Raw genomic sequence first — 13,223 nt, 5'->3', positions numbered from 1 at the left:
GGGTGCGAGAGCCCTCGCTGCGGCGAGGGCCTTGCCGTGCTCCGGCGTCTGAACCGATTGGGACTAGCTGTTACTCGAAGTTACCCCTAATCTCGCAGCCATGGGTGAACTCGCCGGTAACAAGACCGATTACGACGTCGTCGTCGTGGGTTCAGGCTTCGGCGGCAGCGTCGCGGCCCTCCGCCTCACCGAGAAGGGCTACCGCGTCGCGGTGATCGAGGCGGGTCGGCGGTTCGCCGACGACGAGTTCGCCAAGACGTCGTGGGACCTGCGGCGCTACCTGTGGGCGCCGGCGCTCGGCTGTTACGGCATCCAGCGCATCCACGCCCTGCGCAACGTGGTGGTCCTGGCCGGCTCCGGCGTCGGCGGCGGGTCGCTGGTCTACGCGAACACCCTCTACCGCCCGCTCAAGCCGTTCTACCGGGACCGCCAGTGGGCGCACATCACCGACTGGGAGGCCGAACTCGCCCCGTTCTACGACCAGGCGAGCCGGATGCTGGGCGTGGTGGAGAACCCGACGACCACGCCGTCCGACGAGGTCATGCGGAAGGTCGCCGAGGACATGGGCGTGGCCGGGAGCTACCACGCCACGCCGGTCGGCGTGTTCTTCGGCGAGCCGGGCACGGAGGTCGAAGACCCCTACTTCGGTGGCGCGGGGCCGAAGCGCACCGGGTGCGTGGAGTGCGGCGAGTGCATGACCGGCTGCCGGGTGGGCGCGAAGAACACTCTGGTCAAGAACTATCTGTACCTCGCCGAACGCAACGGCGCGCAGGTGCTGCCGCTCACCACGGTCACCGACCTCCGCCAGGCGCGGGACGGCACGTGGTCGATCAGCACCCGTCGCACGGGCGGCAAGGTGCGCAAGGGTCGTCGCACCATCACCGCCGGCCAGGTCGTGCTGGCGGCGGGCACCTGGGGCACCCAGGAGCTGCTGCACCGGATGAAGGCCGAGGGCAAGCTGCCCCGGCTGTCGGCGAAGCTGGGCGAGCTGACGCGGACCAACTCCGAGTCGATCATCGGCGCGGGTCGGTTCACCGTGGACGAGAACCGGAACTTCAGCCAGGGCGTGGCGATCACCTCCTCCATCCACCCGGACGAGCAGACCCACATCGAGCCGGTCCGCTACGGCAAGGGCAGCAACGCCATGGGGCTGCTCCAGACGTTGTCCACGGACGGCGCGAAGAGCACGCCGCGCGTGCTCCAGTTCCTCGGGCAGGCGTTGCGGCACCCGGTGCAGTTCGCGCGGATCGTGTCCGTGCGCCGCTGGAGCGAGCGGACGGTGATCCTGCTGGTGATGCAGAGCCTGGACAACTCGATCACGACGTTCAGCAAGAAGGGCCTGTTCCGCCGCAAGCTCTCCTCCAAGCAGGGCCACGGCGAGCCGAACCCGGCGTTCATCCCGGCCGGCTACCAGGCGAACCTGTTGGCGGCCAAGCACATCGGCGGCGTGGCGGGTGGCACGTGGGGCGAGCTGTTCAACGTCCCCCTCACCGCGCACTTCATCGGCGGGTGCCCGATCGGCTCGGACGCCGACCACGGCGTGATCGACCCGTACCACCGGGTCTACGGCTACCCCGGCCTGTCGGTGGTGGACGGGGCGGCGATCTCGGCGAACCTCGGCGTGAACCCGTCGCTGACCATCACGGCGCAGGCGGAGCGGGCGTTTTCGCTGTGGCCCAACAAGGGTGAGGCCGATCGGCGGCCGGCCCAGGGCGAGGGGTACCGGCGCGTGCCGGCGGTGAGCCCGGTGCGGCCCGCCGTGCCGGCGTCGGCGGTCGGGGCGTTGCGGCTGCCGATCGTCGAGGTGAGGACGTCGTAGGCGCGCCGACTGTTGTGCTGAAGAGTTTCGCGGCGTGAAGAGTTCGCAGCGACACGGCCGCCACGCCCGTCCTATGGTGGGAGGCGTGGCAGCGAAGCCGTTTGCGTCCAGTGCCGACCTCGCACCCAAGGACGAGGTGTTCGTCCAGCTCGCGGAGGGCGTCTACGCGCTCACCGCCGAAGGTGACCCGAACGTGGGCGCCATCGAGGGCGAGGACTTCCTCGTCTGCATCGAAGCCAGAGCCACCCCGGTGGCCGCGCGGCGCTGGCTGGACATGCTGCGCGAGCACACCGACAAGCCCGTCCGGTACCTGGTGCTGAGCCACTACCACGCGGTGCGGACGTTGGGCGCCGCTGCGTTCGGGGCGGACGAGATCATCGCGCACGAGCTGACCAGGACGCTGATCGCCGAACGCGGCGCGCAGGACTGGGCCAGCGAGTACGGCCGGATGCCGCGGCTGTTCGAGGAGCCCGCCTCGATCCCCGGCCTGACGTGGCCGACGCTGACGTTCTCCGACCGGCTCACCATCCCGCTCGGCGGCGACCGGGGCGACCTCGAACTGCGCTACTGCGGACGTGGCCACACCGCCGGCGACATCGTGGCGTGGCTGCCGCACCAGCGGATCCTGTTCGCGGGCGACCTGGTGGAGTCACAGGCCGCGCTGTACACCGGGGACGCGTTCCACAACGACTGGGCAACGTCCACTTTGGACAACGTGCGGGCGTTGGGCGCGGAGGTGCTGGTCGGCGGGCGTGGCGCGGTCGCGCGGGACCGGGGCGAGGTGGACGCGGCCATCGCGCAGTCCCGCCACTTCCTGGACGAGTTGCGGCGCACGGTCGGGTCCGTGCACGTCGGCGGCGGCACGGTGGCCGAGGCGTTCGCCGCCGCGCACGAGGCGCTCGCCCCGCGCTACGGCCGGTGGCCGATCTTCGAGCACTGCCTGCCGTTCGACGTGCAGCGGTACTGGGACGAGTGCGAAGGCGTGGACTGGCCCCGAATTTGGACCGCCGAACGGGACCGCGAGGTGTGGGCGGCGTTGCAGTGACCCCGGTGCTGGTGATCGGCGCGGGCCCGGTCGGCATGACGGCCGCGCTGCTGCTGGCCCGCGCGGGTGTGCCGAGCGTGATCCTGGAGGCGGCCGGGGAACGCGTCGCCGTGGGCAGCCGGGCGATCTGCGTGCAGCACGACGTGCTCAACATCCTGGAACGCGTCGGCGCGGGCCAAGCCGTCGTGGACGCCGGGGTGACCTGGTACCGCGGTCGCACGTTCTTCCGGGACCGCGAGGTCATGACCGTCGAACTGCCGAAGCGGCAAGGCTTTCCGCCGTTCGTCAACACGCCGCAGACCGACGTCGAACGCATCCTGGAGGACCGCGTCCGGGCGGAACCGCTGATCGAACTCCGTTACGGGCAACGGGTCGTAGACCTCCGGCAAGGCGACAACGTCCGTGTCACAACGGAAACGACGACGTACGAAGGCTCGCACTGCCTGGCCGCTGACGGCGTCAAGTCCACGGTGCGCGACCTGCTCGGCATCGGCTTCGAAGGGCACTCGTTCGACGACCTGTTCGTGATCGCCGACATCAGGTTCGACCTCGGCCGGCGGGAGCCGGAACGCCTGTTCTACTTCGACCCGGTCTGGAATCCCGGTCGCCAGGTGCTCCTGCACCCGCAGCCGAACGGCGTTTACCGGGTCGACTGGCAGGTGCCTGCCGGGTTCCGGTTGGAGGACAAGCACATTCGGGAGATCACCGGCGACCGCCCGTACGAGGTGCTGTGGCAGTCCACCTACCGCTTCCACCAGCGCCGCGCCACGAAGCTCCGCGACGGCCGCGTGCTGCTCGTCGGCGACTCGGCGCACGTGATGAGCCCGTTCGGCGCACGGGGCCTGAACTCCGGCATCTGCGACGCGGACAACGCGACGTGGAAGATCGCGCTGGACCGCCGGGGTGCGGCCGGGCCTGCGCTGCTGCCGTCCTACGAACAGGAACGCGGCGCGGCGGCCGACGAGAACCTGCGAGTCACCGGCGACACCATGCGTTTCCTCGTGCCGGCAACGGAAGCCGAGCGGGCGAACCGGCTGGACGTGCTGGAACGCGGCGACACCGGGAAAATCGACTCGGGGCGGCTGTTCGAGCCGTTCGCCTACCGCGACTCGCCGCTCACCAGTCCCGGCTGCACGGGCGAACTCGCGCGCGACAGCAAGAGGTTCGGTCCCGGCTTCACGGTGGAGGGCGACGTCCTGATCCGCCCCGACGGCCACCTCGCCGCCGTCGGGACCGATTCCGACATCGCCCTCCGGCGGGCCAAGGGCTTCACCGACGGCCTGAACCCGGCGTGAGCCGACGGCCCGGACCGGACGTGATCAGCAGAAGAGTGGTTAACAGAAAGTTGGCCAGCAGAAAGTTGATCGGCCACCGAGTTGATCAACGAGCGAGCTGATCACAGGGCGATGCCGGTCAGCACCATGGTCCGCTCCTCGGTGAAGTCCACCATCGCCGACCGCACGCCTTCACGCCCGGTCCCCGAGCCCTTCACCCCGCCGTACGGCATCTGGTCCGCCCGGTACGACGGCACGTCGCCGATGATCACCCCGCCGACCTCCAGCTCGGCCGCCGCCTCGAACGCCACCGTCACGTCCCGCGTGAACACCCCGGCCTGCAACCCGTAGTCGGTGGCGTTGGCCCGCTCGAACGCCTCGCCCACCGAGTCCACCACGGACACCGCCAACACCGGCCCGAACACCTCCTGGTGCCACAGCCGGGCCGACACCGGCACGTCCTGCACCACGGTGGGCTCGACCGACGTCCCAGACCGCCCGCCGCCGACGTGCAGCGTCGCCCCGCCGGACACGGCCTCGGCGACCCACTCCTCGACCCGCCGCGCGTTGTCCTCGTCGATCAACGGCCCCACCTCGACCTCGGGGTCGTGCGGGTCGCCGGTCCGCAACGCCCGCACCGCGGCCACCAGCTTGGGCACGAACTCCGCCGCCACGTCCCGGTGCACCAGCACCCGCTGCACCGCGATGCACGACTGCCCCGCCTGGTAGTTGCCGAACGTCGCGATCCGCGAGGCCGCGTAGTCCAGGTCCGGCCAGTCCGGGCACACGATCGCCGCCGAGTTCGACCCCAGCTCCATCAGCACGTGCTTGCGCGGCGCCGAATCCGTCAACGACCAGCCCACGCCGGTCGACCCGGTGAACGAGATCACCGGCAGCCGCTCGTCCGTGACCAGGGACTTCATGTCCGAGCCCCGCACCGGGAGGATGGAGAACGCCCCCTCGGGCAGGTCCGTCTCGGCCAGCAGCTCACCCAGCAGCAGCGCGGACAGCGGCGTCGCCGACGCGGGCTTCACGATCACCGGCGCGCCCACCGCCAGCGCGGGCGCGACCTTGTGCGCCACCAGGTTCAGCGGGAAGTTGAACGGCGCCACCGCCAGCACCGGGCCGCGCGGGATCCGCCGCACCAGGGCCAGCCGCCCCTCGCCGTTGGCGTCGGTGTCGAGCCGCTGAAGTTCCCCGGCGAACCGCCGGGCCTCCTCGGCCGCGAACCGGAACGTGTTCACCGCCCGCGTCACCTCGATGTTCGCCCACTTGAGCGGCTTGCCGTTCTCGGCGGTGATCGTCTCGGCGATCTCCTCGGCCCGCTCCGCGAGCTTGAGGGACACCTGGAGCAACGCCTGGGCGCGCACGTGCGCGGGTGTGCGGCGGAACTCCCTGGCCACCGCAGCCGCCGCCGCGACCGCCCGTTCCACCTGGTCAGGACCGGGTACGGCGACCGACGCCACCTCCGTTCCGTCGAACGGGTGGTACACCGTGGTGGCCTGCGCGCCCTGCTCCGGGTGTCCGGCGATCCAGCAGGGTCGTGGCTGCGGGGTAATCGCGTCCATAGGCCACAACCTAGGCCGTTCTGAGGATCCGGTGCAGGTCTGAGACGATGTCAGCCGTGTCTGAGAGCAGCAGCCGCCCAGTTCTGGTCATCGACTTCGGTGCGCAGTACGCACAGCTAATCGCCCGTCGGGTACGGGAAGCGCAGGTGTACTCGGAGGTAGTGCCGCACACCGCGACCGTGGCGGAACTGCTGGACAAGGACCCGGCGGCGATCGTCCTGTCCGGCGGCCCGTCGAGTGTGTACGAGCCGGGCGCGCCCCAGGTCGACCCGAAGCTGTTCGACGTCGGCGTGCCGGTGTTCGGCATCTGCTACGGCTTCCAGGCCATGGCGGGAGCGCTCGGCGGGACCGTCGAGCACACCGGCACCCGCGAGTACGGCCGCACCGAGCTGGGCGTCACGGAGAACGGCGGCCTGCTGCACGAGGAGCTGCCCGGCACCCACCCGGTGTGGATGAGCCACGGCGACTGCGTGACCGAGGCCCCCGACGGCTTCACCGTCACCGCGACCAGCGACGGCGCCCCCGTGGCCGCGTTCGAGAACCGGGAACGCCGCTTCGCCGGCGTCCAATATCACCCGGAAGTGGGCCACTCGCCCCACGGCCAAGAGGTCCTGCGCCGGTTCCTGCACGAGATCGCGGGCATCCGCCCGCAGTGGACCACGTCCTCGATCGTGGACGAGCAGGTCACCCGAATCCGCGAGCAGATCGGCGACGGCAAGGCCATCTGCGGCCTGTCCGGCGGCGTCGACTCGGCCGTCGCGGCGGCCCTCGTGCAACGCGCCATCGGCGACCGTCTGACCTGTGTCTTCGTGGACCACGGTCTGCTGCGCGCGGGCGAGCGCGCCCAAGTCGAACGCGACTACGTGGCCGCGACCGGGGTCCGGCTGGTGACCGTGGACGCGCGCGAACGCTTCCTGAACGCCTTGGCGGGCGTCACCGACCCGGAGGAGAAGCGCAAGATCATCGGCCGCGAATTCATCCGCGTCTTCGAACAGGCGGAACGGGATTTGAAGGCCGAAGGCGACTACCGGTTCCTGGTGCAGGGCACCCTGTACCCGGACGTGGTCGAGTCCGGCGGCGGCGCGGGCACGGCGAACATCAAGAGCCACCACAACGTGGGCGGCCTGCCGGACGACTTGCAGTTCACCCTGGTGGAACCGCTGCGGGCACTCTTCAAGGACGAGGTCCGACGCGTGGGCACCGAACTGGGCCTGCCGGAAACCATCGTCCAACGCCAGCCCTTCCCAGGCCCGGGACTCGGCATCCGCATCATCGGCGAGGTCACGGCGGAACGCCTGGAAATCCTCCGCAAGGCAGACGGCATCGCCCGGGAAGAACTGACCAGCGCGGGCCTCGACCGAACCATCTGGCAGTGCCCGGTCGTGCTCTTGGCCGACGTCCGAAGCGTCGGCGTGCAAGGCGACGGCCGAACCTACGGCCACCCGGTCGTCCTCAGGCCGGTGTCCAGCGAAGACGCGATGACCGCAGACTGGACCCGACTCCCTTACGACGTGCTGGAACGCATCTCGACCCGAATCACCAACGAAGTGGCAGAAGTAAACCGCGTAGTGCTCGACGTGACGAGCAAGCCCCCCGGCACCATCGAGTGGGAGTAACCCCACACACCGGTCGGTGGGCTGCGTGTCATCCCCGTATGGCCTGCCCGCAGGGAACCGCGCTTTTCCTGGGAATGCAAGCACGCTCTTCGCTTGCATTCCCAGGAAAAGGGTGGTTGTCTTTGACCAGGTTATGCGGGGATGGCACGACGCCCGAGTCTTGCTTTTGTGTACATCCTTGGCGGCCTGCCTGTCCGGCGAGGACGCTTTTAGCTTTTCGTCTATGAGTAGTCGCGACCGCTTTTTGTCTTAAAAGATTAAAAGCGACGCTCGCCGCTTGGCAGGCCTCCGGGGAGGAAATGCCAAGGCGTCGTGTTCTCCCCGTATGGCCTGGTCAAAGACCACCACACTTGTTCAGGGAGCGCAAGCGAAAAGCGTGCTTGCGCTCCCTGAACAAGCGCGGTTCCCTGCGGGCAGGCCATACGGGGAGAACACGAGGCCCCTTTTGTGTGCTCGCGCAGGCTTTGGTGTTCGGCGCTTGCGTTTGGCTTCTGGCTTCTAGCGGCGTCGTCTTGCCGATCCTGCCAAGAGGCCCAGGCCGATTACCATTGCGCCGCCTGCCAGGACCCACCTCAGGTCCAGGAAGTCCGGCCACGAGGCGCCGTCGGACAGCATGTAGGCGGAGGCGACGAGGGCTGCTGCCCCGAAGACCAAGCCCACTACGTCGATGCCACGCTTTTCACTCAGTTCCTGGTCAGCCACGGCTCACGACCACCTTTCCGACTCCTGCCCTGACATCCAGTTCCAGTTCCGGTCCGCCCTTGCCGTCCTGGCCCAGGTCGGTGACGGTCTCCGTGCGGTCCCGGCCGTTGCTTTCCGTGCCGAGGCATTCCACCGAGCCCAGGCCGGTGTGGCAGGTGACCACTACGTCGGCGTTGGCCGGGACGCGGATGTCCACGCTGCCTACTCCGACCTCCACCTCGGTCTTCACCGGTTCGGTCGCCACCAGGCCGGTCAGGTCCAGGGTGATTTCGCCCGCGTTCGTGTCGTAACGGTCCTGGACCTGTTCGATCGACGCGGGGCGGGCCGCCACGTCGCCTACGTGGTCCGAGTCGCCGATTGTGTCGAAGTCGATGCTGGTCATGGCTACCCCGACCAGGCTCAGGGGCACGACCAGGCCGATCAGGCCGCGTCCGCCGCCGCCTCGGAACGCGCCGACCAGGAGGCCCAGGCCCAGGGTGGCGACCACCAGGCCGATGGTGTGGGTGGGGGTGAACCAGGTGCTGTACGACGACGCCACCAGTGAGCCGGCGAGGACTACCAGGGACAGGCCGAACGTCAGCCCGCCCACGCGGGAGCGTCGTCGGGGTGGGCGGGACGGCTGCACCGGCACCACCGTGGGGGTGGGTTCGGGCAGGTCCCACGCGAAGGGCGCAGCGCCCAACGGATCCCAGGCGGGGGGTGTCGATCTGGTGGTCTGGGTGGTGGTCGGGTCCACGGGGTTCACCTCGTTGACGGCGGTCGGGCGGTTCAGTGCGCCTCGGTTGCGGTGCAGCAGGTAGATCGAGCCGACGGACAGCAGGACGCCGCCGACCATGGTGAAGCCGCCGTCCACGAAGAAGCCGGTCGCGGGGATGCACGCGAGGCCCAGCAGGATGGTCAGCGGCACGGGGGTCGAGCTGCGGCCCCGGCCGATCAGGGCCTCGGCCGCCGACACCTCGTCGTCCTTCTGCGCCAGCCACAGCCAGCCCAGCAGGTAGATGAGGATGCCCGCGCCGTTGCACAGCGCCATGGCCACGAACGCCACCCGGACGATGACCGGGTCGATCTGGTACCGCTCCGCGATACCGGCGGCGACACCGGCGACCTTGCGCCCTTCGTGTGGCCGCCTGGGCCGGCTGACCCAGAAGTCCTTCAGCGTCTCTTCGACGCCGGCTGTGCTCAGGTTCCCGCTCACGGTGTCGAGCATGCTTCCCCACAGGCCCGTCGCGCATCGGGGGCGCACCCTGAACCGGGCATCGGGTGGAACCCTGATGAAACAGGTCCTCGCGCGTGTGACGATCGGAGGGTGAGTTCGCAGGTGGATACCGTCCCGGCCAAGCAGGTGGCCAAGCCCTTCGAGCCGGTGCGCAGGCGCCGGTCCGGGCGGGTGGTCGCGGGCGTGGCCGGGGGTGTGGCCGATCACCTCGGCATCGAGGTGTTCTGGGTGCGGGCGGCGTTCGCCGCGTTGACCGCGCTCAACGGCGTCGGTGTGGTGGCGTACGGCCTGCTGTGGCTGTTCGTGCCGCAGCGTTCCGTGTCCGCGCCCGAGAAGCCGTCGACCAACCCCAAGGAACGCCAGCAGGCGCTCGGCCTGGTGGCGCTCGGCATCGGCGCGGCGGTCATCAGCGGCCTGCTGTCCGGGCCGGTCAGCGGCTGGATCGTCGGACCGCTCGCGGTGGCGCTGGTCGGCGCGGCCGTGGTCTGGCGGGAGGCGGACGAGGCGCAGCGCCGGCGGTGGCGGGACGGGGCGAAGTCCGGGTTCCTGGGCACCGGCCGGTCCGCCGTCGTCCGGGTGCTGGCGGGGGTGGCGCTGGTCGCGATCGGCATCGGTGTGCTGCTGGTCAGCAACTACGGCGTCGACCAACTGCGGTTCGCGCTGCTGGCCGTGGTGGCGACGCTGGGCGGCGTGGCGGTGCTCACCGTGCCGCTGTGGATCAAGCTGATCAACGACCTGGGCGAGGAGCGCCGGGTCCGCATCCGGACCGAGGAACGCGCCGAGATCGCCGCCCACCTGCACGACTCCGTGCTGCAAACGCTTGCGCTGATCCAGAAGCAGTCCGAGAGCCCGCGCGAGGTCAAGCGCCTCGCCCGTGGCCAGGAACGGCAACTGCGGGACTGGCTGTACGGGCGCAGCGTGGACGAGACCGACCGCCCGACCACGCTGTCCGCCGCGATCGCGAAGGCGTCCGGGGAGGTGGAGGACCAGTTCGCGCTCACCGTCCAGCAGGTCGTGGTGGGCGACTGCGAGCTGGACCACAACCTGCTCGCCGTCGTGCAGGCGGCCCGCGAGGCGGTGGTGAACGCGGCCAAGCACGCGGGCGTCGGCGAGATCAGCGTGTACGGCGAGGTGGAGCCCGATCGGGTGACGGTGTTCGTGCGCGACCGGGGCAAGGGGTTCGACCCGGACCTGGTTCCGGAGGACCGGCATGGCCTGGCGGACTCGATCCGGGGGAGGATGGACCGGCACGGTGGCGAAGTCCGGCTGCGCACCACCCCCGGCGAGGGGACCGAGGTGCAGCTCATGATGCCGAGGAAGGCGTCCGCCGGGAGCCAGCCGAACCCCGGCGCGGCAGGGAACTAGACACGGAGGCCAGGACGTGACAGGCCAGAAGACGGCGGTGCGGGTGTTCCTGGTGGACGACCACGCGTTGTTCCGCGCGGGAGTGCGGGCCGAACTCGACTCGATCACCGACGAGGTGGACGTGGTCGGCGAGGCCGGTTCGGTGGCCGAGGCCGTGGTCGGCATCAACCACCTGAAGCCGGACGTGGTGCTGCTGGACGTGCACATGCCGGACGGCGGCGGCGCGGAGGTGCTGCGGCAGGTCCGCACGGCGCTGCCCGACGTGGTGTTCCTCGCCCTGTCGGTGTCCGACGCGGCCGAGGACGTCATCGCGGTCATCCGGGCGGGCGCGCGCGGCTACGTCACCAAGACCATCTCCAGCCAGGAGCTGGTGCGCGCGGTGGTCCGGGTGTCCGACGGCGACGCGGTGTTCAGCCCGCGCCTGGCCGGGTTCGTGCTGGACGCGTTCGCCGACCGTCCCGGCGCGGCCCCGATCAGCGACCCCGAGCTGGACCTGCTGACGCCGCGCGAGCGGGACGTGCTGCGGCTGCTGGCGCGCGGCTACGCGTACAAGGAGATCGCGTCCGAGCTGTTCATCTCGGTGAAGACGGTCGAGACGCACGTGTCGAGCGTGCTGCGCAAGACCCAGCTCTCCAACCGCTACGAGCTGTCCCGCTGGGCGTCGGACCGCCGCCTGGTCTAGGCCTGCTCCGAGCTGACGATCAGCAGCCCGCCGTCGACCGGCTCGACCCCGAGCCGGTACCGCCCCACGGACACGAAGCCGGCCCGCTCGAACGCCAGGCTCACCTCGACGTTGAACAGCGCGCTCGGCCGGGACACCGTGACGTGGTCCACCCGGAGCCCGTCGTACTGGCCCCAGAACGAGGCGTACTCCTCGATGTCGGGCCGGAACGACCCCGACAGGTTGTGCCACGCCGCGTGCGGGTCGCTCGCCACCAGCGCGTAGTGGGCGCGGACGAACTCGCCGACCTGCTCCTCGGTGTACTCGTCCGGGTACTCGCCCGGCTGCACCGGCGTGGACGTCGGCGCAGAGGTCGGCGCAGAGGTCGGTGTGGAGGTCGGTGTGGACGTGGACGTGGGGCCCGACACACCCGCGGACGGCGAGTTCAGCGACACCGCCGTGATGGTCCCCACCACGACGAGCAGGATCGCCGCGGCCACGGCGGGCGCGAGCCAGCCCGGACGGGGCCGGTCCGCGGGCCGGTTCGGGTGCGGGTTCGCGGGCCGGTTCGGCTGCGGGTGCGGGTTCGCCAGCAGCCGCGCGGTGTCGGCGGCGGTGGGCCGCTGTGCCGGGTCCACGGCCAGCAGGCGGGTCAGCACGGCGGTCAGCGGGCCGGCCCGGGTCGGCGGCTCGATCTCGCCGTTCGCGGCCCGGTAGATCAGTGCCAGGCTGTTGTCGGATGTGCCGTACGGCGACCGCCCCTCGGTCGCCGCGTACAGCGTCGCGCCGAGCGAGAACACGTCGGCCGCGCGGCCGGGCACCTCGCCGCGCGCCACCTCGGGAGCGAGGTACGCGGGCGTGCCGGTGATCATGCCGCTTTCGGTGAGCGTGCCGTCGCCGGTGGCGCGGGAGATGCCGAAGTCGGTGAGCTTCACCGCGCCGTCGTGGCCGATCAGCACGTTGGACGGCTTCACGTCCCGGTGTGCGATGCCCGCCGCGTGCGCCGCCGCCAGCGCTTGCGCCACGTGCCCGCAGATCCGGGCGGCCTCGGCCGGGCTGAGGGGGCCCTGTTCGGCCAGCAGCTCGGACAGGCTGCGCGCGGACAGGTACTCCATGACCAGCCACGGCCGGTCGTCCTGGACCACCACGTCGAACACGGTGATCGCGTGCGGGTGGTGCAGGCGGGCGGCGTTGCGCGCCTCGCGCATGGCCCGCGCCTTGGCCACCTCCGCCTCGGCGGGGGCCAGATCAGGCCAGCGGAGCTGCTTCACGGCGACCTCGCGGTCCAGCACGGGGTCGTGCGCCCGCCACACGATGCCCATGGCGCCGGCGCCGATCCGCTCACCCAGCCGGTACCGGCCGCCTAACGTCCCTTCGAAGGGCCTGTGCACCCGATGAGACTAGCGACCGGTCAGTTGGTCGAGACCAGCTTGGCCAGCTCGCGGTCGAAGTCGATCCACAGGTCCTCCTCGCCGGGCTGGACGACGTCGTACGTCATGTCCAGGAAGTCGGCGATGGCCTCGGCCTGCGCCGACAGGATGGCGAACCCGGTGGGCGCGTTCAGCTCCAGCAGGACCCGCTCGGGGTCGTCGGCGGCCGGGCGGACCAGGATGTCGCCCTCGCCGGACGGCGTGAGCAGGCCGTCGGCCAGCAGGTCGCGCGCGAAGATCCACTCGACCTTGCCCTGACCGGTGTGGAAGAGGACGGCGACCGCGTACGGGTCTTCCGGTTCGTAGTGCAGCTCGGCTTCCACCGGCGCCGGTGCGACGCCGGGGACGAGGAGGTGGAACGTCGTCCTGGTGGTGATGCTGTCGGTGCTCATGTCCCCTGGTTCCTTCCTGTGTTCATCCCTCACAGAGAGGAGACGTCCGACGAGGCGGATCGGGACGTGGTTCGGCCCAATACCACGCTATCGGGGGAGACCTGGGTCTCAGGTCCACCCGTTTGCCCACCCCGC

The 13,223-nt window shown here is 70.4% G+C and carries 11 protein-coding genes; 6 read left to right on the top strand and 5 right to left on the bottom strand.

Annotated elements, in window-relative coordinates; all coding sequences use genetic code 11:
* The first annotated feature begins 100 nt into the window (after positions 1-100).
* From ACQPZF_RS38640 to ACQPZF_RS38630, 3 genes are all read left to right on the top strand, one after another.
* A complete protein-coding gene (locus ACQPZF_RS38640; protein WP_433265684.1) occupies positions 101-1,819 on the top strand; it encodes an FAD-dependent oxidoreductase in 1,719 nt (572 codons plus the stop codon).
* Positions 1,820-1,904: 85 nt separating this feature from the next.
* A complete protein-coding gene (locus tag ACQPZF_RS38635) occupies positions 1,905-2,864 on the top strand; it encodes an MBL fold metallo-hydrolase (RefSeq protein WP_433265682.1) in 960 nt (319 codons plus the stop codon).
* Complete coding sequence (locus ACQPZF_RS38630) at positions 2,861-4,159, top strand: FAD-dependent monooxygenase (RefSeq protein WP_433265681.1); 1,299 nt, start codon at positions 2,861-2,863, stop codon at positions 4,157-4,159. Before ACQPZF_RS38635 ends, ACQPZF_RS38630 begins: the two co-directional genes overlap by 4 nt.
* 101 nt (positions 4,160-4,260) lie before the next feature.
* Here ACQPZF_RS38630 and ACQPZF_RS38625 read toward each other — a convergent pair whose 3' ends face one another.
* Positions 4,261-5,706 (bottom strand): aldehyde dehydrogenase family protein, encoded by a 1,446-nt coding sequence (locus ACQPZF_RS38625; RefSeq protein ID WP_433265679.1) that lies wholly within the window; start codon positions 5,704-5,706, stop codon positions 4,261-4,263.
* Positions 5,707-5,753: 47 nt separating this feature from the next.
* Here ACQPZF_RS38625 and guaA point away from each other — a divergent pair, with 47 nt between their 5' ends.
* The gene (gene guaA / locus ACQPZF_RS38620) at positions 5,754-7,322 is read left to right on the top strand and encodes a glutamine-hydrolyzing GMP synthase (protein WP_433265678.1); all 1,569 of its coding nucleotides are present in this window, start codon (positions 5,754-5,756) and stop codon (positions 7,320-7,322) included.
* Between the two features lie 498 nt (positions 7,323-7,820).
* On the opposite strand, the gene ACQPZF_RS38615 is transcribed toward guaA, so the two are convergent.
* Together ACQPZF_RS38615 and ACQPZF_RS38610 are read right to left on the bottom strand one after the other, a co-directional pair.
* Positions 7,821-8,024, bottom strand: coding sequence for a hypothetical protein (locus ACQPZF_RS38615; protein WP_433265676.1), 204 nt, complete (start codon positions 8,022-8,024; stop codon positions 7,821-7,823).
* The gene (locus ACQPZF_RS38610; protein WP_433265674.1) at positions 8,017-9,219 is read right to left on the bottom strand and encodes a PspC domain-containing protein; all 1,203 of its coding nucleotides are present in this window, start codon (positions 9,217-9,219) and stop codon (positions 8,017-8,019) included. Before ACQPZF_RS38610 ends, ACQPZF_RS38615 begins: the two co-directional genes overlap by 8 nt.
* A 111-nt stretch (positions 9,220-9,330) precedes the next feature.
* Between ACQPZF_RS38610 and ACQPZF_RS38605 the strand changes: the two genes are divergently transcribed.
* Positions 9,331-10,605, top strand: coding sequence for an ATP-binding protein (locus ACQPZF_RS38605; protein ID WP_433265672.1), 1,275 nt, complete (start codon positions 9,331-9,333; stop codon positions 10,603-10,605).
* A gap of 16 nt (positions 10,606-10,621) precedes the next feature.
* Positions 10,622-11,287, top strand: coding sequence for a response regulator (locus ACQPZF_RS38600; protein ID WP_433265670.1), 666 nt, complete (start codon positions 10,622-10,624; stop codon positions 11,285-11,287).
* On the opposite strand, the gene ACQPZF_RS38595 is transcribed toward ACQPZF_RS38600, so the two are convergent.
* Both ACQPZF_RS38595 and ACQPZF_RS38590 read right to left on the bottom strand, forming a co-directional pair.
* Positions 11,284-12,657, bottom strand: coding sequence for a serine/threonine-protein kinase (locus ACQPZF_RS38595; RefSeq protein ID WP_433265668.1), 1,374 nt, complete (start codon positions 12,655-12,657; stop codon positions 11,284-11,286). The two genes, ACQPZF_RS38600 and ACQPZF_RS38595, sit on opposite strands and share 4 nt — an antisense overlap.
* 20 nt (positions 12,658-12,677) lie before the next feature.
* On the bottom strand, positions 12,678-13,088 hold the full coding sequence (locus tag ACQPZF_RS38590) for an SsgA family sporulation/cell division regulator (RefSeq protein ID WP_433265666.1): 411 nt from the start codon (positions 13,086-13,088) through the stop codon (positions 12,678-12,680).
* Between the last annotated feature and the right edge of the window lie 135 nt (positions 13,089-13,223).

The sequence above is a fragment of the Actinosynnema sp. CS-041913 genome (assembly GCF_050942485.1).
GTDB lineage: Bacteria > Actinomycetota > Actinomycetes > Mycobacteriales > Pseudonocardiaceae > Actinosynnema.
The sequence above is the reverse complement of the archived record's forward strand: the minus strand, read 5'-3'. Positions and strand labels throughout refer to the sequence as shown.